Source organism: Methylobacterium sp. DB0501 (genome assembly GCF_011043735.1).
Classification (GTDB): domain Bacteria; phylum Pseudomonadota; class Alphaproteobacteria; order Rhizobiales; family Beijerinckiaceae; genus Methylobacterium; species Methylobacterium alsaeris.
On record NZ_JAAKGV010000017.1, the window covers coordinates 24011 to 42890 of the forward strand.

15 protein-coding genes are annotated in these 18880 nt (G+C 71.7%); 4 read left to right on the forward strand and 11 right to left on the reverse strand.

Annotated elements, in window-relative coordinates; translation table 11 throughout:
- Nucleotides 1–147: 147 nt before the first annotated feature.
- From G4G93_RS23015 to G4G93_RS23030, 4 genes are all read right to left on the reverse strand, one after another.
- Nucleotides 148–1989 carry an extracellular solute-binding protein gene (locus G4G93_RS23015; protein ID WP_165087521.1) on the reverse strand — a complete coding sequence of 614 codons (1842 nt, stop codon included), beginning with the start codon at nt 1987–1989 and terminating at the stop codon, nt 148–150.
- A complete protein-coding gene (locus G4G93_RS23020; protein ID WP_312892221.1) occupies nt 1989–3890 on the reverse strand; it encodes an extracellular solute-binding protein in 1902 nt (633 codons plus the stop codon). Before G4G93_RS23020 ends, G4G93_RS23015 begins: the two co-directional genes overlap by 1 nt.
- 175 nt (nt 3891–4065) lie before the next feature.
- Nucleotides 4066–5115 carry a Hint domain-containing protein gene (locus tag G4G93_RS23025; RefSeq protein WP_246736962.1) on the reverse strand — a complete coding sequence of 350 codons (1050 nt, stop codon included), beginning with the start codon at nt 5113–5115 and terminating at the stop codon, nt 4066–4068.
- A gap of 356 nt (nt 5116–5471) precedes the next feature.
- Nucleotides 5472–6011 carry a c-type cytochrome gene (locus G4G93_RS23030; RefSeq protein ID WP_165087523.1) on the reverse strand — a complete coding sequence of 180 codons (540 nt, stop codon included), beginning with the start codon at nt 6009–6011 and terminating at the stop codon, nt 5472–5474.
- 307 nt (nt 6012–6318) lie between these two features.
- Here G4G93_RS23030 and G4G93_RS23035 point away from each other — a divergent pair, with 307 nt between their 5' ends.
- Nucleotides 6319–7062 carry a 3-deoxy-manno-octulosonate cytidylyltransferase gene (locus G4G93_RS23035; protein WP_165087526.1) on the forward strand — a complete coding sequence of 248 codons (744 nt, stop codon included), beginning with the start codon at nt 6319–6321 and terminating at the stop codon, nt 7060–7062.
- A 26-nt stretch (nt 7063–7088) separates the two neighbouring features.
- On the forward strand, nt 7089–7943 hold the full coding sequence (locus G4G93_RS23040; protein ID WP_165087529.1) for a prephenate dehydratase: 855 nt from the start codon (nt 7089–7091) through the stop codon (nt 7941–7943).
- Nucleotides 7944–8072: 129 nt separating this feature from the next.
- Here G4G93_RS23040 and G4G93_RS23045 read toward each other — a convergent pair whose 3' ends face one another.
- From G4G93_RS23045 to G4G93_RS23065, 5 genes are all read right to left on the reverse strand, one after another.
- The gene (locus G4G93_RS23045; protein WP_165087532.1) at nt 8073–8789 is read right to left on the reverse strand and encodes an SOS response-associated peptidase; all 717 of its coding nucleotides are present in this window, start codon (nt 8787–8789) and stop codon (nt 8073–8075) included.
- A 13-nt stretch (nt 8790–8802) separates the two neighbouring features.
- Nucleotides 8803–9798 carry a magnesium transporter CorA family protein gene (locus tag G4G93_RS23050; RefSeq protein ID WP_165087535.1) on the reverse strand — a complete coding sequence of 332 codons (996 nt, stop codon included), beginning with the start codon at nt 9796–9798 and terminating at the stop codon, nt 8803–8805.
- Between the two features lie 178 nt (nt 9799–9976).
- Nucleotides 9977–10447, reverse strand: a complete 471-nt coding sequence (locus G4G93_RS23055) for a YbaK/EbsC family protein (protein WP_165087537.1) — start codon at nt 10445–10447, stop codon at nt 9977–9979.
- A 255-nt stretch (nt 10448–10702) separates the two neighbouring features.
- Nucleotides 10703–11008 carry a hypothetical protein gene (locus tag G4G93_RS23060; RefSeq protein WP_206289966.1) on the reverse strand — a complete coding sequence of 102 codons (306 nt, stop codon included), beginning with the start codon at nt 11006–11008 and terminating at the stop codon, nt 10703–10705.
- Between the two features lie 34 nt (nt 11009–11042).
- Nucleotides 11043–11210 (reverse strand): hypothetical protein, encoded by a 168-nt coding sequence (locus G4G93_RS23065; protein WP_165087542.1) that lies wholly within the window; start codon nt 11208–11210, stop codon nt 11043–11045.
- Between G4G93_RS23065 and hrpB the strand changes: the two genes are divergently transcribed.
- Both hrpB and G4G93_RS23075 read left to right on the forward strand, forming a co-directional pair.
- Nucleotides 11209–13764, forward strand: coding sequence for an ATP-dependent helicase HrpB (gene hrpB, locus G4G93_RS23070; RefSeq protein WP_165087545.1), 2556 nt, complete (start codon nt 11209–11211; stop codon nt 13762–13764). The two genes, G4G93_RS23065 and hrpB, sit on opposite strands and share 2 nt — an antisense overlap.
- 124 nt (nt 13765–13888) lie before the next feature.
- Nucleotides 13889–16312 (forward strand): bifunctional diguanylate cyclase/phosphodiesterase, encoded by a 2424-nt coding sequence (locus G4G93_RS23075; protein WP_165087548.1) that lies wholly within the window; start codon nt 13889–13891, stop codon nt 16310–16312.
- Between the two features lie 95 nt (nt 16313–16407).
- Here the strand turns inward: G4G93_RS23075 and G4G93_RS23080 are convergent, their stop codons facing one another.
- Complete coding sequence (locus tag G4G93_RS23080; RefSeq protein ID WP_165087551.1) at nt 16408–18030, reverse strand: ABC-F family ATP-binding cassette domain-containing protein; 1623 nt, start codon at nt 18028–18030, stop codon at nt 16408–16410.
- Between the two features lie 212 nt (nt 18031–18242).
- Complete coding sequence (gene cmk / locus G4G93_RS23085) at nt 18243–18875, reverse strand: (d)CMP kinase (protein WP_165087554.1); 633 nt, start codon at nt 18873–18875, stop codon at nt 18243–18245.
- Nucleotides 18876–18880 lie beyond the last annotated feature (5 nt).

The window sequence follows — 18880 nt, forward strand, 5'->3', positions numbered from 1 at the left end:
TTCGTCTCGGAAGATGCGGCAAAATCAAATGCCTGGAGCCCCGCCCGATCGCTTGGCAATCGGGCGGGGCTCCAGGCGGGACCCGGTTTCGCTCAGGTGCCGCGGGCTCGTGCGGCAATGGCCGGGAGCGGGCTCCCGGCCATTGCCTCAGGTCCGTCCGATCTTTCGCGCCTTCGCGGCGTCGTGCCACCACAGGGCCGGAACGCCGAGGCCGTATTTCGGCAAGTCGCGCGGCCGGCCGTAGAGGTCCCAGAGGGCGAGGCGGTGGGTGGCGCCGTACCACATCGGCACCCAGTAGCGCCCGGCCCGCAGCACCCGGTCGAGCGCCCGGCAGGCGGTGGTGAGGTCCGCCCGCGAGGCGGCGTCGGCGATGCGGTCGAGCATCGCGTCGGCGGCCGGGTTCTCGATGCCCGCGAGGTTCTGCGAGCCCGCCAGCGTGGCGGCACGGCTGCCATAGACCTCGCGCAGGGCCGCGCCCGGGGTGACCGAACCGCCGAAGCGCGCGGAGACCACGTCGAAGTCGAAATCCTTGAGCCGCGCCTGGTACTGCGCCGCATCGACGAGGCGCGAACTCGCCCGGATGCCGAGCAGGCTCAGGTTCTTGATGTAGGATTGCAGCAACGGCTGGAACACCGGCGAGGAATCCAGGAACTCGAAGGCGATCGGCTGGCCGTCCGGCAGCTTCATCACCCCGCCGTCGCGGGTGCAGCCGGCCTGGCGCAAGAGCGTGTCGGCCCGGCGCAGCAGCGCCCGGTCCTGGCCCGACCCGTCCGAGCGCGGCGGCGACCACGGCTCGCCGAACACCTCGTCGGGCACTTTTCCCCGGAACGGTTCGAGGAGCGCCAGCTCGCCCGGTGAGGGCAGGCCTTCCGCCTTCAGGTCGGAATTCTCGAAGAACGAGGCGGTGCGCTTGTAGGCGCCGTACATCAGGTTCTGGTTCGACCACTCGAAGTCGAAGGCGAGCCCGATCGCCTCACGGATGCGGGGATCGCGGAAGACGGGTCGGCGGGCGTTGAGGAACCAGCCTTGCGTGCCCGACGGTGTGGCATCGGGCACGGTCTCGCGCTTGACGCGGCCTTCCTGCGCGGCCGGGAAGTCGTAGCCGGTGGCCCAGACCCGGGCGGTGAATTCCTCGCGCCAGGTGAAGGTGCCGGCCTTGAACGCCTCGAACGCCACGTCGCGATCGCGAAAATACTCGTAGCGGATCTCGCCGAAATTGTTCTGGCCGACCGTCACCGGCAGGTCGGCGCCCCAGTAATCGGCGACGCGCTCGAAGGCGATGAAGCGCCCGACCTCGAAGCGCGCCACCCGATAGGGCCCGGAGGCGAGCGGCGGCTCGAGCGTCGAGGCCTCGAAGTCGCGGCCGCGGTAATAGGCCTCGGAGAAGATCGGCAGTTCGGCGACGATCAGCGGCAGGTCGCGGCTGCGGTCGGGGGCGAAGCGCACCGTGACCGCGTCGTCGCCCTCCGGGCTCACCCCGGCGACGTCGCGCAGAACCGCGGCGATCCGCGGATGGCCCTTCTCCTTCAGCGTCAGGATCGAGAAGGCGACGTCGCGGGCAGTCAGCCGCGAGCCGTCGTGGAACCGGGCTTGAGGCCGGAGTGAGAACCGGTAGGCCTGCCCATCCTCGCTCACCGTCACGCCGCGGGCGACGAGGCCGTAGAGCGCGTCCGGCTCGTCGAGGGCCCGGACCATCAGGCTGTCGAAGGTCAGGTCCATGCCGGCGGCGCCGTCGCCCTTCAGCACATAGATGTTGAGGGTGTTGAAGGTCTCGAAGGCCTGGTTGCCGGTGGTGCTCGAGAGCTGTGCCGCGAAGGTTCCGCCCTTCGGCGCCAGGGGGTCGACGTAGTCGAAGCGCGGGAAGTCGGGCGGGTATTTCAGGTCGCCGAAGCTCGACAGGCCGTGACGCTCGGGCGTGTCCGCGAAGGCCGGGAGGCGGGAGGCGACGAGCGCCGCCCCGCTCCCGGCCAGGAAGCTGCGCCGGCGCATCACCGCGCCACCCCGGTCCTGGCGGCGAGCGCCTGGTCGTACCACCAGGTCGTCGGGAAGCCCGAGGCGCCGTATTTCGGCAGCACCGTCGGGTGGGCGAAGCGGTTCCAGCGCAGGGTCCGGCTCACGTCGGAGGACCATTGCGGTACGACGTAGTTGTGGGCGAGCAGCACCCGGTCGAGGGCGTGGGTCGCCGCCACCAGCTCCTCGCGGTCGCCGGCATAGATCACCTTGTCGATGAGCGCGTCGATGCCCGCATCCTTGATCCCCGCGAGGTTGCGCGAGCCGGGCCGGTCGGCGGCGGCCGAGCCCCAGAAGTCGCGCTGCTCGTTGCCGGGCGAGAGCGATTCGGGCCAGGAGCTCAGCGCCAGGGCCTCGAAGTCGAAGCTGCGCACCAGGTTCTGGTACTGGGCCGGATCGACGACCCGCAACGACACCTTGAGGCCGACCCGCTCCAGCGCGGCGCGGTAGGGCAGCACGATCCGCTCGGCCGAGTTGTCGTAGCCGAGGAACTCGACCGTGAAGGGCTGGCCGGAGGCCTTCTCGACCATCTGGTTGCCGCGGATCTCGTAGCCCGCCTCCTGGAACAGCCGCACCGCCTCCCGCAGGTTGGTGCGCACCGCCTCAGGCGAGCCGTTGACCGGGTTCTTGTAGGGCGTGGTGAAAACCGAGGCCGGCACCTTGTCCTTGACGCTCTCCAGGATCGCCCGCTCGCGGCCCTCAGGCAGGCCGGACGAGGCCAGCTCGGTGCCGAAGAAATACGAATCGACCCGCTTGTAGAGCCCGTAGAACAGGGTGCGGTTCATCTCCTCGAAGTCGAAGGCGAGGTTGAAGGCCCGGCGGACCCGCTCGTCGGCGAACTTTCTTCGCCGCAGGTTGAAGGTGAAGGCCTGCATCATGCCCATGCCGGCCTGCGGGAACTCCTCCTTGAGGATCCGCCCCTCGCGCACGGCCGGGAAGCCGTCATAGGCGGTGGCCCAGTTGCGGGCGATGTTCTCGGTGCGCCAGTCGAACTGGTCGGCCTTGAACGCCTCGATCATCACGGTCGCATCGCGAAAATACTCGGCGCGCTGGGTGTCGAAGTTGTGGGCCCCCCGGTTCACGGCCAGGTCGCGGCCCCAGTAATCCGGCACCCGCTCGTAGACGGCGGTGCGGCCGGCCTCGAACCGGGCGAGCCGGTAGGGGCCGGAGCCGAGCGGGATCTCCAGCGTCGTCTCGGTCGGGTTGCGGGTCTTGCCCGCGGCGTCCTTGCCCTGCCACCAATGCCTGGGCAGCACCGGCAACTGGCCGACGATCTGGGGCAGCTCGCGGTTTCCCGTCTCGGAGAAGGTGAAGCGCACCTCGTGCGGGCCGGTCGCCTCGGCCTTCGTCACGTTGTGGTAATAGGCGGAATATTGCGGGCTGTTCTCCTTCAGCACGTCGAAGGAGAACACCACGTCGTCGGCCGTCACCGGCTGGCCGTCGTGCCAGCGGGCCTCGGGCCGCAGGCGGTAGAGCACGCTGCCGAGGTCGTCCGCCGGCTTCACGCCGTCGGCCAGCAGGCCGTAATAGGTCGAGGCCTCGTCCTGCGCCTGGGCCAGCAGGGTGTCGTAGATCAGTGGGATCTGGCTCTCGAGGTCGCCCTTCACCCCGGCGACGATCAGGTTGAAGTTGTCGAACGACCCTTGCGAGCCGAACCGCACCAGCCCGCCCTTCGGCGCCCGCGGGTCGGCGTAGTCGAAATGCGTGAAGCCCACCGGGTATTTCGGCTCGCCGAGGAGCGACAGGCCGTGGCGCCAGCCGTCACCGGCGGAGGCAGGCCCGCTGCCCGAGGGCGCTCCTTGCGCGTGGAGCCGGACCGGCAACGCGGCGGAGCTCAGGAGGGCGAGGGCGGCGCGGCGAGTGAGGGGGCGTGCGATCACGCGGGGCGATCCTCCGGTGGGGACAGGTCTCCCCCCGTTCTAGGTCGCCGGGTGCGGCTCCGCCAACCCGGGCGCGTCGGCGCAGGGGGGGGCGGAATCGCGACGGGGCGATTCCGCCGATCCGCGTCGGGCGGCCAGCCAACCGTTGTCGACGAGCGCGCCGGAGCGTCTCCGGTCAGGCGGCGAGCCAGCCGAAGCGCCCAGCCTCGTCCCAGGCGCAGGCCTCGCCCAGGGACGCGGCGAACACGGCCGACAGGCGCGCCCGCTCGGCCTCGACCACCGGCCCGTCCACCGCCACCGGCCGGCAGCGGGCGGCGAGGCCCGGCACGACGAAGTCGGGGTTGTGCAGGGCGTGGTCGGATCCTTCCGTGAAGAACGGCCGGTCGCCCCAGTCGAGGTAGCTCTCGGCGGGAAGCCCCTCGGCGAGCAGGATGTCGTGGCTGTCCAGCTCGACGTGCCAGTAGGTGACCGACGAGACCGGCTCGCGGGCGATGCTGGTGCCGTTGACGAGGCACATCACCGGGACGAGGTCGCCGCCCTCCCCATCCGCATCGGCGCCGACGAGGACCGGGTGCCCGGGGGACAGGCGCAGGTCGCGGGCGGGCAGGCCGGGCCCGAAGGCGCCGGCGCGGATCCGAACCGGCTGCTGGTCGCCGGGCAGGGTCCTGCTGGCGCCGTCGAGGTCGCGATGTCCGATCCAGGTGACCGGTCGAAGGGCGCCGGAGGCGGTCACCGCCTCGTCCCCGACCCGGAGCGCTTCGACGGCGATCTCCCCGCGGGCCGTACGGATGCGCGTGCCGGTGGTGAAACACACGACCGGGACCAGATTGCCGCTCTGGAACCCGGTGTCGGTGAAGAAATCGACCTTTCGACTCGATCCGTCGCTCGCATAGAGCGTGTCGCCGAGCTGTCCGGACCGGCCGAAGCCCGTTCCGCCGGAGCCGTTCAGGTTGTACTGGAGCGAGCCGGCCGTGAACGACACGCCGCGATAATCGGCGCTCCAATGATAGTAATACGCGCCGCCGGCAACGCCGAACGTAGTTTCTTTCTGTAAGGTGTTGCTGGCATCCCTATAGGTCGAGAGACCTTGGATGAAAACCCCGCCGATCATCCCGGACATTCCCGAGACGACGCCGGACTGATCGTCCAGCGTGAAGGTTCCGTTCGCGAAGTCCGACGTGCCGCCGGCATCGCGAAAGCTGAATCCGACGTTGACGGTCGCCATGCTCGACTCCACCCTGAGCGGGCAGTGACTCACGGACAGATTTGCGATTTTGTCCAGTGTGTCTCTGCAACATGTGGCGGGAAATGCACGACTCGGGTCGCCACGGTGCGACGGCGCCGGTCGTCGGCGCGTCTTTGGCCGTGCGCACCGATCCGCGGGAACGACTTGGCGACGCCTGCCCGATCCACGCGTGCCGGTCGCGCTCCGCCGACCGGCATCTGCGCCTGCGCCTGCGTCGGGGCGTGCGGCGCATGGGGACAGGGCGTCCACGCCACGCGAAAAGGCCGGGCTTTCGCCCGGCCTCGTGTTCATGCGGTCCTCGATCGCGTCGTCGTCGGCCCCTCGGGGCCAAGGAGTCAGGGCTTCGGGAAATCGACCGGCTTGTCGGAGAGGGTGCGCAGATAGGCCAGGATGTCGGCCCGCTCGGCACCCGAGGGCACGCCCGCGAAGGCCATGATGGTGCCCGACACGTACTGCTTCGGGGCGTGGATGAAGTGGTCCAGGTCGTCGTAGGTCCAGTCGCCGCCCTTGGCCTTCATGGCGGCGGAGTAGTTGAAGCCCTCGTGGCTGCCCTTCGGGCGGCCGACGACGCCGTAGAGGTCGGGGCCGACCTTGTTCGGGCCGCCCTTCTCGAAGCTGTGGCAGGCCATGCACTTCTTGGCGGCGGCCTGACCCTTGGTGGCGTCGGCGCTGGCGAGGCGCACGGGCAGCGGCTCCTCCTTGGCGGCTTCCGGCGCCGCGGCGCCGGCAGTCTCCTCGGCGGCCGGCAGAGCGTAGCCGCGATCACCCGCCGGCTTCGGCTTGTAGATCAGCTCGGCCAGGAACCCCGTCCCCATCGCGAGGAGCAGGGCGCCGAGCACTGCGCCGGCGATCTTGTTAAGCTCGAAGGAATCCATTCTCGGCAGCTCCGATGCTCCGGTGAGCAGGGGCGAGGTCGAGGCGCGGCCCGGCGCCACGCCGCTCTGACAGTCCGCCGGTGCTTAGCCGTTCTGCGACGCCGTTGACAATGGCTCTAAACCTCGTCGGTTCGTCGCAGAGCCCGAGCGTGTGGACGGCGCCACGGTGCGGCCCCCCGCCATGACGAGGCGGCCATGACGAGGCGGCCTGCCATGACAAGCCCGGCCGGCGCTGCTAAGACCCGCGGCTCGCACGAGACCCGCGGCTTCCCCGGTCACCGCACCGTCCCCTCTTCGTCGAATCACGATGTCCGATCCCCTCGTCCTGATCCCCGCCCGCCTCGCCGCCACCCGCCTGCCCGAGAAGCCGCTGGCCGACATCGCCGGCGCGCCGATGATCGTGCATGTCTGGCGCCGGGCGATCGAGGCCGGCATCGGGCCGGTGGTGGTCTGCACCGACACGCCCGCCATCGTGCAGGCGGTGGAGGCGGCGGGCGGCCTTGCGGTGATGACCCGGCCCGACCATCCGTCGGGCTCCGACCGCCTGGCCGAGGCGCTGGAGGTGATCGACCCCGAGGGGCGCCACGACGTCGTGGTGAACGTGCAGGGCGACCTGCCGACCATCGATCCCGCGGCGATCGCCGCCGCGGTGGTGCCGCTCGCCGACAAGGCGGTCGACATCGCGACGCTCTGCGCGGTCATCACCCGGCCGGAGGAGCGCACCGAGCCGAGCGTCGTCAAGGTGGTCGGTTCCGAGGTGGCGCCCGGCCGGCTGCGGGCGCTCTACTTCACCCGCGCCACGGCGCCGTACGGCGACGGGCCCCTCTTCCACCACATCGGGCTCTACGCCTATCGTCGCCGGGCGCTCGACCGCTTCGTGTCGCTGCCGCCGAGCCCGCTGGAGCTGCGCGAGAAGCTGGAGCAGCTGCGCGCGCTCGAGGCCGGAATGCGGATCGACGCGGTGGTGGTCGACGACGTGCCGCTCGGCGTCGACACGCCCCACGACCTGGAGCGCGCCCGCGCCATCCTGGCCGCCCGGCGCCTGAACTGACCTTTTTCGAAAGCCTCGATCCGACGATGAACCAGACGATCTCCTACCAGGGCGAGCCCGGCGCCAACTCGCACATCATCATCAACGAGGCCTATCCGGACTGGACGCCGCTCCCCTGCGCCACCTTCGAGGACGCGCTGACGGCGGTGCAGGACGGCTCGGCGGCCCTCGGCATGATCCCGATCGAGAACTCGATCGCCGGCCGCGTCGCCGACATCCACCACATGCTGCCGGCCTCGGGCCTCCACATCATCGGCGAGCAGTTCCTGCCGATCCGCTTCCAGCTGATGGCCCTGCCGGGCGTGCGGCTCGAGGAGATCCGCACCGTGCATAGCCACGTCCACGCGCTCGGCCAGTGCCGCAAGATCATCCGCCGCCTCGGCCTCAAGGCGGTGGTCGCCCCCGACACCGCCGGCGCCGCCCGCCAGGTCGCGGAGGCCGGCGACCGCACCCGCGCCTCGCTCTCGCCGCGCCTCGCCGCCGAGATCTACGGCCTCACCATCCTGGCCGAGAACGTCGAGGACGAGGAGCACAACACCACCCGCTTCGTCGTGCTCTCGCGCGAGCCGGCGGTGCCGCCGGCGGGCGCCGGCCCGACGGTGACGAGCTTCATGTTCCGGGTCCGCAACATCCCGGCCGCGCTCTACAAGGCGCTCGGGGGGTTCGCCACCAACGGCGTCAACATGACCAAGCTCGAGAGCTACATGGTCGAGGGCCAGTTCACCGCGACCCAGTTCTACGCCGAGGTCGACGGCCACCCGGAGGAGCCGGGCTTGCGCCGTGCGCTCGACGAGCTGGCGTATTTCTCGAGCGCGATCCGGATCATCGGAACCTATCCGGCGCATCCGTTCCGGGAGAGCGCACGGCCGCCGGCGGAGTGAGGCCTTTCGGCCTTGCGGGCCGCCCCGGGTTCGAGGCGCATTCACGCCTCCGCCTCGGGGTGAGGGGGCGGGTAGGATGATCCCGAGCGATGCGGCGAGCGGTATGATCGCACCCGAACACCGATCATCCTAAAACAGCGACCCCTGCGCCTCCCCCGTCCGCTCCGGCGCCGGCACATCCTCGTCCGGGCGCAACAATCCCGCCTCGTCGTGGCGCACGTCGTTCACCCGCCGGCTCGCAGGGCCCACGTCCAGCCATTCCTCCGGCGCCGGCCGGCACAAAGCCGCCGCCTGCCCGGCCTCGACGTCGCGCATGTCGAGCCACTTGTCGACGCCCTCCGGCGACAGGATTGCCGGCATGCGCTCGTGGATGGCGGCCAAGAGGCCGTTGGCGCCGCAGGTGACGATCGCCGCGGTGTCGACCTCCGAGCCGTCGCGGCTGCTCCAGGTCTCCCACAGGCCGGCAAGCGCCATCGGGCGGCCGTCGGTACGGCGGATCGCGAAAGGCGCCTGCCCGCGGGGGCCGCCGCGGCGCCACTCGTAGAAGCCGTCGGCGAGAAAGATGCAGCGCCGGTAGCGGAGCGCATTGCGAAAGCTCGGCTTCTCGGCCGCGGTCTCGATCCGGGCGTTGATGACGAGGGGGAATTCGTCCGGGTCCTTGACCCAGGCCGGCAAGAAACCCCAGCGCATCAGGACGAAGCGCCGCCGCCCGTGCTCGGACGTCACGACGGCGACCGGCTGGGTCGGCGCCACGTTGTGGCGGGCCGGGAAGTTCGGCCGGTCGTCGTAGCCGTAGGCCTCGCGAAAGGTCTCCGGAGAGGAGGTGACGAAGAATCGGCCGCACATGACGCTCAGTCTCTCACAGCCAGCGCTTCCAGCGGAAGAAGGCGTAGGGCAGGATCGCCGCCACCACCATCATCACCACCGCCATCGGGTAGCCGAAGCCCCAGTCGAGTTCCGGCATCACCTTGAAGTTCATGCCGTACATCGAGGCGATCAGCGTCGGCGGCATGAACACCACCGCCATGACCGAGAACAGCTTGATGATGTTGTTCTGCTCGAGGTTGACGAGGCCGAGCGTGGCGTCGAGCAGGAACTGGATCTTGCCCGAGAGGAAGCTCGCGTGCTCCTCCAGCGACTGCAGGTCGCGCAGGGTCGAGCGGACCTCCTCGCGGATCTCGCGCGGCGCCTTGCTGACCCGGTAGCTCGCCGAGAGCGAGAGCAGGATGCGCTCGACGGAGACCAGGCTCTCGCGCTGCTGCGACAGGAGCTCGTTGTGTCGCCCCAGCGCCCGCAGGGTGTCCTGCAATTCGGCGTTGCGGGCGCTCGGGTCGGAATGCTCGGCGAAGATCCGGCGCGAGAGCCGGTCGATCCGCTCGCCCTGCGCCTGCAGCACGTCGGCGGCGCGGTCGATCACGGTCTCGATCAGGCCGGCCAGGATCGCCTCCCCGGTGAGCAGCACGCCGGCCGGCCGCGCCGCCCGGTGGACGAACATCCGGAACGCCTGGGGATCGTCGTAGCGCACCGTGGCGAGCTTGTTGTCGCGCAGGATGAAGGTGACGCCGGTGAGGCGGGCATCGTCGGTATCGACCCGGCACAGCAGCCGGCCGGTCATGTAGCGGGCGCCGTTCTCGACGTAGAGGAGTTCCGACGGCTCGATGTCCTCCATCTCCTCCCGGGTCGGGATCGAGATGCCGAGGAACGCCTCGACCTTGTGGTCTTCCTGGCGGGTCGGCTCGATCAGGTCGATCCAGAGCGCGTCCGGCGGGATCGGCTCGGACATCTCAAGCAGGCGCCGCTCGAGGAGCGGCTGACCGGTGCTGGCGCAGGCATTCGGCTGATGGACGAAGATCAAGGGCGGTCTCGGACAGGCGTGACGCGGCGGCGAGAGAGCGCGGCGGCGAGAGGGCGCGACGGAAGGAGCCTTGTGGCCCGGCCGCCTTGAAGGCTCCGTGACAGCGTGGGCGCCGAGGCCCGAATTGTCGATGACGCCGCGCCCACAGCCGGATTTGTTTTTGCCCGGGGCTCGGGCCTCAGGCCTCGACCGGCTGGCAGACGTCGACCCACTCCGCCCCGGTCAGCGCCGCCATGCGGTCGGGCGACAGCCGTACGGCGCTGTTCGGCGATCCCGCCGCCGGCACCACCTCGTCGAAGGCCTGCAGGCTGACGTCGCAATAGACGGGGAGCGGCGTGGCGAGGCCGAACGGGCACACCCCGCCGACCGGATGGCCGGTGATCGCCTCGACCTCCTCCGCGCCGAGCATCCGGGGCTTGACCCCGAAGGCGGCCTTGGCCTTGCGGTTGTCGAGCCGCGCGTCGCCGCGGGCGACCAAGAGCACGATGCGATCGCCGAGGCGCAGCGACAGGGTCTTGGCGATGCGGGCCGGCTCGACGCCGTGGGCTGCGGCCGCCAGCACCACTGTGGCGGAGCTCGCCTCGGTCTCGAGCACGGCGAGGTCGGGCGCGCGCGTGGCCAGATCGGCCTTGACGGAGGCGAGGCTCATCGGGGAGCGGCCCCGCGCGGCGGGGGAAGGCGGATCATGACGGGCTCCAGGTATGCCGGAAAGGATGCCGGAAACATGCCGGTCCGGCTCCCCTCGCCCGTCGGAGTGGATCGCGCAAGCCCGTCGAGCAGGCAAGCGAGACGCGCGATCGAGTCCGACCGCACCGCTCTGGAAGATTGACGGTGTCTCCCCCCTCCCGGACGGGAGAGGGGATCCTGCGCCTATCCCCCGGGAACGGGGCGAGCGGACGTCACATCAGTAGCGCGGGCCGCCGGTGGTGTTGCCGAGCTGCTGCTTGTAGCCCGGCCGCGACGGGTTCCGGGCATTCGGGTTGCCGTGCATCATGGTGTTGCGGCGCATGTGCCGGCGCATGTGGCGGTCGTGGGCCCGCATGTGGCGGTGATGGTAGTGGCGGCGCATGGCGACGTGCTCGACCGTCGACTCGGGCCCGGCGACGGCCGGGGCGGGGCCGGTCACGGCGGCAGAGGCCGGGGTCATGGCGAGACCGCCCAGCAGCACGCTCGCCGCCAGTGCCAGGGTCAGGGACTTCATCGCGATCATCTCCGAACGGTGGCCCCCTCGGCCAACCTGTGCGTCAATCTTTCGCCCCGCCGGCGGTTCCGCTGCGGTACGGGAAATCATCGAGAAAAATCGATCGGGTGATGTCCTTGGCCGAACCGGCGCGGGCTGCGGGCGGCGTGATCGCGGACGCACCCCGTCCGGGCTTGCGCGGCGCGACCGCCTCCGCCATCCCGGCGCCCATGCGCTCCCTCCCTTCCCTGCCGATCGACGCCGTCCTCGGCGACCTCGCGGCCTCCCTCGCCGGCCCCGCGGCGAGTGGGCGCACCCAAGGTCCCTTCAACGCGGTGCTCGTGGCACCGCCGGGCGCCGGCAAGACCACCCGGGTGCCGCTGGCGCTGCTGGAGTCACCCTGGCGCGAAGATAAGAAGATAATCCTTCTGGAGCCGCGCCGCCTCGCCGCGCGGGCGGCGGCCGAGCGCATGGCGGCCACCTTGGGCGAGGCGGTCGGCGAGACGGTGGGCCTCAGGGTGCGCCTCGGCTCGAAGATCTCGGCCCGCACCCGGATCGAGGTCGTCACCGAGGGCGTCTTCGCCCGCATGATCCTCGACGATCCCGAACTCGACGGCATTGCCGCGGTCCTGTTCGACGAGTTCCATGAGCGTTCGCTCGACGCCGATCTCGGCCTCGCCCTCGCCCTCGACGCGCAGGGAGCCCTGCGGGAAGACCTGCGCCTCGTGGCGATGTCGGCGACGATCGACGGCGCCCGGGTCGCCGCCCTGATGGGAGAGGCTCCCGTCATCGTCTCGGAGGGCCGCGCCTTCCCGGTCGAGACCCGCCACCTCGAGCGCGACGCGCGAGAGCGCATCGAGGACGCCGTGGCCGACGCGGTGATGCGGGCGCTCCGGGCCGAGCCGGGCTCGGTCCTGGCCTTCCTGCCCGGCCAGGCCGAGATCCGCCGCACCGAGGAGCGCCTGCGCGCCCGCCTCGCCGATCTGCCCGATGTCGATCTCGCCCCGCTCTACGGCGCCCTCGACCGCGCCGAGCAGGACCGGGCGGTGCGGCCGAGCCCGCCTCAGCGCCGCAAGGTGGTGCTCGCCACCGCGATCGCCGAGACCTCGCTGACCATCGAGGGCGTGCGGGTGGTGGTCGATTCCGGCCTTGCCCGGGTCCCGGTCTACGAGCCGGATCTCGGGCTCACCCGTCTCGTCACCCAGCGCGCCTCGCGCGCCTCCGTCGACCAGCGCCGGGGCCGCGCCGGGCGCACCCAGGCCGGCGTGTGCTACCGGCTGTGGTCCGAGGCGGCGACCGGCGCCCTCGAACCGTTCACCCGGCCGGAGATCCTCGCCGCCGACCTCGCCGGGCTGGTGCTCGATTGCGCCGCCTGGGGCGTCGCCGACCCGACGACCCTGCCGTTCCTCGACCCTCCGCCGGCCCCGGCGCTCGCCGAGGCGCGGGCGCTGCTGACCGGCCTCGACGCCCTCGACGCGGATGGCCGCCTGACCCCGGCGGGCCGGGCCTTGCGCGCCCTGCCCCTGCCGCCGCGCCTCGCCCGCATGGTGGCGAGCGCCGCCGCGCAGGGCCGCGAGGCGGCGCGCGGGGCCGCGGACGTCGCGGCCGTGCTGGTCGAGCGCGGCCTTGGCGGCGACGCCGTCGATCTCACCGAGCGGGTCGAGCGCTACCGCCGCGACCGCTCCGGCCGGGCCGAGGACATGCGCCGCCTCGCTGCCGGCTGGGCCAGGATGGCGGTCGGCATGTCGTCGGTCGGCATGTCGTCGGTTGGCATGTCGTCGGTCGGCATGGCCGAGCGGGCCGGCGACGCCGGGACGCCCGATATCGGCTTCCTCCTGGCCCTCGCCTATCCCGACCGGATCGCCCGGGCCCGCGGCAGGCCCGGCGAGTACGTCCTGGCCAATGGCCGCGGCGCCGCCCTCGACCCGGCCGCGAGCCTCGCCCGCGAGCCGTTCCTGGCCGTGGCCGAGATCGTCGGCAAGGCCTCGGCCTCGCGCATCCTGGCGGCGGCGCCGATCACGCTTCCCGCCATCGAGGCGCTGTTCTCGGACCGGATCGAGGCCCGCACCCGGGTCGAGTTCGACCCCGAGGCGGGCGCCTTGCGCGCCCGCGCCCAGCGCCGCCTCGGCGCCGTGTCGCTCGCCGAGCGCATCCTGCCGGTGCCGCCCGACGCCGACAGCGCCGCGATCCTCGCCCGCGGCCTCGCCTCCCTCGGTGTGAGCGCCCTGCCCTGGTCGAAGGCGGCGCAGCAATGGCGCGAGCGGGTGATGTTCCTGCGGAACGCCGAGGGCGAGCCCTGGCCCGACCTGTCGGATGCCCACCTCGCCGAGACCCTGCCCGACTGGCTCGGGCCGCATCTTTCCGGGATCACCCGCCTCGACGAGATCGGCGCCGACCGGCTCTCGGAGGCCCTGCACGACCTCGTGCCGTGGAGCCTGCGGGCCCGCCTCGACGCCGAGGCGCCGACCCATATCGAGGTGCCGACCGGTTCGCGCATCCCGGTCGACTACGCCGCCGAGGGCGGCCCGGCGCTGGCCGTGCGGGTGCAGGAGCTGTTCGGCCTCTCCCGCCACCCGACCATCGGCGGCGGCCGGGTGCCGCTGGTGCTCCACCTCCTCTCCCCGGCCCAGCGCCCGATCCAGATCACCCGCGACCTGCCGGGCTTCTGGCGCGGCTCCTGGGCCGCGGTGCGCGCCGACATGCGCGGCCAATACCCCCGCCATCCCTGGCCCGAGGATCCGACCACGGCCCCGCCGACCCGCCGGGCGAAGCCGCGGGGGACGTGAGGCCACCAGAGGCGGCGGCCCGCGGGTCCGGGCCGCCGACGATGAATCCGTCGGCTCTTCGAGGCACGAAAGGAATTCGCAGCGAATTCGCGGGAGTATCCGTCCTCTCGCAGAAGACCGCTCGATGCTGCCCGACGAACTCGACACCATCGCCGCCGACTGGTCCTGGCGGACGGACGCGGAATTACGGCTCACGGCGTTGCGTGGACGCTTCGAGGCGCTGACCGGCGAGGCGCCGCCTCTCGGACGTCCCTGGCCGGGTCTCAACGGGGCTGGCGATGGCACAGGCGCCCGTGACCGTGAGCCCTGGCCGCTGCGGGAGCGGGTGCCGTTCCGGGATCTCGTCCTGCCGCATCGCCACCGCGACGGGCGGACGCGCTGGTTCCGCTTCGGCGGAGCGCCGTTCTGGCTGCCCGACGGGAGCGTCGGGGGCTGGCGCGGCATCGGCGCCGAGGTGGCCGGGCCGCCGGCGGCGCCCGGCCCGGAGACCGGCCGCCTCGTGGCGGCGCTCGACGCGATGCCGATCGGCGTCAGCCTGTTCGATCCGGAACTGCGGCTCGTCGTTGCCAATGACCGCCTGCGCGACCTCTACGACCTGCCCGCCGCGCTCACGCGCCCCGGCACGCCCCTCGAGGACATCATCCGCGCCAATGCCCGCCTCGGCCATTATCCCGGCATGGATCCCGACGAAGCCTGGGCCTTCGTCGCCGGGCGCGTTGGCCGGCGGGTCCGGCTGGAGCGCGAGCGGCCGCTGCCGAACGGCCTCCTGCTCAAGACCATCGTCACGCCGCTGCCCGATGGCAGCACCCTGGTGGTACACGAGGACGCCACCGACCGGGCGCGGGCCGATGCCCGGCTGGCGGAGCAGAACCGCCGGCTCGACCACGCGCTCACCCACATGTCGCACGGGCTCGTCCTGTTCGACGCGGCGCACCGGGTCACGGTCGTCAACCGCCAGTTCCTCGACCTCTACGGCCTGTCGCCCGAGACGGTGCATGCGGGCATCACCGCCGAGGAACTGATCCACCGCCGCACCGAGGCCGGCAACTTCCCCGGCCTCACGCCGGAGGAGGCCTGGGGCCAGGTGCGCCAGCGCCTCGCCACCCGCACCCGCTACCGCCTCGACCAGACCCTGGTCGACGGCCGGGTCATCGCGGTGACCTACGCGCCGACGCCGGAGGGCGGCTTCGTGACGGTGCATGAGGACGTCACCGCGGCCAAGCGCGCCGAGGCCCAGATCGTCCACATGGCCCGGCACGATGCGCTGACCGGCCTGCCGAACCGCACCCTGCTGCACGAGGGCCTGGCCGAGGCCCTGGCGCGGGGCAGCGGCGTCACGGCGGTCCTGTGCCTCGACCTCGACCGCTTCAAGACCGTCAACGACACCCTCGGCCACGCCGTCGGCGACAAGCTCCTGTGCCAGGTGACCGCCCGGCTCGCCGCCGCGATCCGCGACGAGGCCGCAATGGGAACCGCCACCCTGGCGCGACTCGGCGGCGACGAGTTCGCCCTGGTGCTGCGCCCGACCACGCGCTTCCGGGCCGGGCGCCTCGCCGGCCGGCTGATCGAGGCGGTCGGGCGCGACTACGACATCGACGGCACGCGCGTCACGGTCGGCCTCAGCGTCGGCCTGGCACTGACGCCGAGGGACGGGACCGATCCGGAGGGCCTGCTGCGGGCCGCCGACATGGCGCTCTACCGCGCCAAGGCCGAGGGGCGCGGCATCCACCGCTTCTTCGAGCCCGCTATGGACGTGGCGATCCAGGCCCGCCGCGGCGTCGAGCTCGACCTGCGGACGGCGCTGGCCGAGCAGCATTTCGCCCTGGCGTTCCAGCCGTTCCTCGGTCTCGACCACAACCGGATCGCCGGGTTCGAGGCGCTGCTGCGCTGGCACCACCCGGTCCGGGGCGTGGTGAGCCCGGCCGCCTTCGTGCCGATCGCCGAGGAGACCGGCATGATCGTGCCGCTGGGCGAGTGGGTCCTGCGCCGGGCCTGCCGCGAGGCGGCGCGCTGGCCCGAACCCGTCCGCGTCTCGGTCAACCTCTCGCCGGTGCAGTTCCGCGGCGGCGACATCGACGCCACGGTGATCGCAGCCTTGCGTGAGGCGGGCCTCGACCCGCACCGGCTCGAACTCGAGATCACCGAGGGCGTGCTGCTGCAGGACAGCGAATCGACCCTGGCCATCCTGCACCGGCTGAAGCGCCTCGGGGTCCGGATCGCCATGGACGATTTCGGCACCGGCTACTCGTCGCTCGGCTACCTGCGGGCCTTCCCGTTCGACAAGATCAAGATCGACCGCGCCTTCGTGGCCGACCTCTCGGTGCGCCCCGACGCCCTCGCCATCGTGCGCGCCGTGACGACGCTCGCCGACAGCCTCGGCATGACCACCACCGCCGAGGGCGTCGAGACCGAGGAGCAGCTCGCCCACCTGCGTCAGGCTGGCTGCACCGAGGTGCAGGGCTACCTCGTCAGCCGCCCGGTGCCGGCCGACGCGGTGGCGCCGATGCTGGGGGGTGACGCCGTCGGTGGATCGCCCCGACGTTTCTGACCTCCTCCGGGGCATCCCGGGCTCCGCTTCCGCGGTCCCGGGATGCCCCGGCGGATGTCCGGTTCGTCGCGAGGCAGGCGAGCCGCCTCAGCCCCTCAATGCCGCAAGCCCGGCGCCTCCCGCCCGGTCTTCTCCACGTATTCCGAATATCCCCCACCATATTGATGGATGCCGTCCGGCGTCAGCTCCAGCACCCGGTTCGACAGGGCAGCCAGGAAGTGCCGGTCGTGCGAGACGAACAGCATCGTGCCCTCGTACTGGGCGAGCGCGGCGATCAGCATGTCCTTGGTGCCGACGTCGAGGTGGTTGGTCGGCTCGTCGAGGACGAGGAAGTTCGGCGGGTCGTAGAGCATCCGCGCCATGGCGAGACGCGCCTTCTCGCCGCCCGACAGCACCCGGCAGCGCTTCTCCACGTCGTCGCCCGAGAAGCCGAAGCAGCCGGCGAGCGTGCGCAATGAGCCCTGCCCGGCCTGCGGGAAGGATTCCTCCAGGAACTCGAACACCGTACGCTCGCCGTCCAGCGTGTCCATCGCGTGCTGGGCGAAGTAGCCGAGCTTGACGCTGGCCCCGATCGTGACGGAGCCGGCATCCGGCGCGGTGGTGCCGGTGGCGAGCTTCAGGAGCGTCGACTTGCCGGCGCCGTTGACGCCCATCACGCACCAGCGCTCCCTGCGGCGGATGCCGAAATCGAGCCCGTCATAGATCGTGCGGCTGCCGTAGCTCTTGCGCACCGATTTTAGGCTGATCACGTCGTCGCCCGAGCGCGGGGCGGCGGGGAAGTCGAAGGCTACGCTCTGGCGTCGCCGAGGCGGCTCGACGCGCTCGATCTTGTCGAGCTTCTTCACCCGGCTCTGCACCTGGGCGGCGTGCGAGGCGCGCGCCTTGAAGCGCTCGATGAACTTGATCTCCTTGGCCAACATCGCCTGCTGGCGCTCGAACTGCGCCTGCTGCTGCGCCTCGCTCAAGGCCCGCTGCTGCTCGTAGAAGGCGTAGTCGCCCGAATACGTCGTGAGCGAACCCGCATCGATCTCGATGATCTTGCCGACGATCCGGTTCATGAAGGCCCGGTCGTGCGACGTCATCAGGAGCGCGCCGTCGAAGCCCTTGAGGAAGCTCTCGAGCCAGATCAGGCTCTCGAGGTCGAGGTGGTTGCTCGGCTCGTCGAGGAGCATCACGTCGGGGTTCATCAGGAGGATGCGGGCGAGCGCGACGCGCATCTTCCAGCCGCCCGACAGGGCGCCGACATCGCCCTCGACCATCTCGGGCGAGAAGCTGAGGCCTGCCAGGACCTCGTGCGCCCGTCCCTCCAGCGCGTAGCCGCCGAGCTCCTCGAACCGCCCCTGCACCTCGCCGTAGCGCTCGACCAGCGCCTCCATCTCGTCGGCCCGGTCGGGATCGGCGAGCCCGGTCTCGATCTCGCGCAGCTCCGCCGCGATCTCGCTCACGGGGCCGGCGCCGTCCATCACCTCGGACAGCACGGAGCGGCCGGCCATCTCGCCGACGTCCTGGCTGAAATACCCGATGGTGATGCCGCGGTCGGTCGAGACCTGGCCCTCGTCGGGCTGCTCCTCGCCGGTGATCATCCGGAACAGGGTCGTCTTGCCGGCGCCGTTGGGGCCGACGAGACCGATCTTCTCGCCGCGCTGGAGCGCGGCGGACGCCTCGATGAAGAGGATCTGGTTGCCGTTCTGCTTGCCGATCTTGTCGAGGCGGATCATGGGAGGCGGAGGTCCGAAGTGAAGGGCGCGCCGGAACGCGCGCGGTGTCGTGGGGATGTCGGTGCGTCTTGCCACGGCTTCGTGGCGGCGCGGTGTCGGGCGGACGTCCGGGGAGGCCGTCACCCGCCACATCCTACCCGTCACCTCATCCTGGGCTGCTGCCGCGGCAGCAGCCCAGGATGAGGTGGTTGATGGGACGCTCTTAGGCGCGCTCAGCCCGGCGCGCCGCCCCGCCCGTCGACCACGTCGGTCGCGGCCTTGAAGGCGGCGTCGGCGTCGAGCGCCGTGGTGTCGATCACCACCGCGTCCTCGGCCACCCGCAACGGCGCCGCGCTGCGGTCGGCGTCGCGGGCGTCGCGGCGCAGGATGTCGGAGAGCACCGCCTCGTAGGGAACCGCCTCGCCCCGCCCGTCGAGCTCGCGGTGGCGGCGGCGGGCGCGTTCCTCGGCGGAGGCGGTCACGAACAGCTTCACGGCGGCGTCCGGGCAGACCACGGTGCCGATGTCGCGCCCGTCGAGCACCGCACCCGAAGGCGCACCGGCGAAGCGTCGCTGCCAGTCGAGGAGCGCGCCGCGGACCTGATTCTGCGCCGAGACGATCGAGGCCGCCTCGCCCATGGCGCTGCCGCGCAGGCGCGGATCGGTGAGGAAGGCGGGGGCGAGGTCCCGTGCCGCGGCCGCCGCCGCGGCCTCGTCGGCGAGGTCCCGGCCGGCATCGAGGAGCGTCAGCGCCACGGCGCGGTAGAGCAGGCCGGTATCGAGGTGCGGCAGGCGGTAATGCGCCGCCAGGCGCTTGGCCAGCGTGCCCTTGCCGGAGGCCGCCGGCCCGTCGATCGCGATCACCATCGCGG

Excerpts from the sequence above, each read along its gene's own strand:
- G4G93_RS23015 (WP_165087521.1), bottom strand. The coding sequence starts at position 1,989 with ATGCGCCGGCGCAGCTTCCTGGCCGGGAGCGGGGCGGCGCTCGTCGCC.
- G4G93_RS23025 (WP_246736962.1), bottom strand. The coding sequence starts at position 5,115 with ATGGCGACCGTCAACGTCGGATTCAGCTTTCGCGATGCCGGCGGCACG.
- G4G93_RS23030 (WP_165087523.1), bottom strand. The coding sequence starts at position 6,011 with ATGGATTCCTTCGAGCTTAACAAGATCGCCGGCGCAGTGCTCGGCGCC.
- G4G93_RS23035 (WP_165087526.1), top strand. The coding sequence starts at position 6,319 with ATGTCCGATCCCCTCGTCCTGATCCCCGCCCGCCTCGCCGCCACCCGC.
- G4G93_RS23040 (WP_165087529.1), top strand. The coding sequence starts at position 7,089 with ATGAACCAGACGATCTCCTACCAGGGCGAGCCCGGCGCCAACTCGCAC.
- G4G93_RS23045 (WP_165087532.1), bottom strand. The coding sequence starts at position 8,789 with ATGTGCGGCCGATTCTTCGTCACCTCCTCTCCGGAGACCTTTCGCGAG.
- G4G93_RS23055 (WP_165087537.1), bottom strand. The coding sequence starts at position 10,447 with ATGAGCCTCGCCTCCGTCAAGGCCGATCTGGCCACGCGCGCGCCCGAC.
- G4G93_RS23060 (WP_206289966.1), bottom strand. The coding sequence starts at position 11,008 with ATGATCGCGATGAAGTCCCTGACCCTGGCACTGGCGGCGAGCGTGCTG.
- hrpB (WP_165087545.1), top strand. The coding sequence starts at position 11,209 with ATGCGCTCCCTCCCTTCCCTGCCGATCGACGCCGTCCTCGGCGACCTC.
- G4G93_RS23065 (WP_165087542.1), bottom strand. The coding sequence starts at position 11,210 with ATGGGCGCCGGGATGGCGGAGGCGGTCGCGCCGCGCAAGCCCGGACGG.
- G4G93_RS23075 (WP_165087548.1), top strand. The coding sequence starts at position 13,889 with ATGCTGCCCGACGAACTCGACACCATCGCCGCCGACTGGTCCTGGCGG.
- G4G93_RS23080 (WP_165087551.1), bottom strand. The coding sequence starts at position 18,030 with ATGATCCGCCTCGACAAGATCGGCAAGCAGAACGGCAACCAGATCCTC.
- cmk (WP_165087554.1), bottom strand. The coding sequence starts at position 18,875 with ATGGTGATCGCGATCGACGGGCCGGCGGCCTCCGGCAAGGGCACGCTG.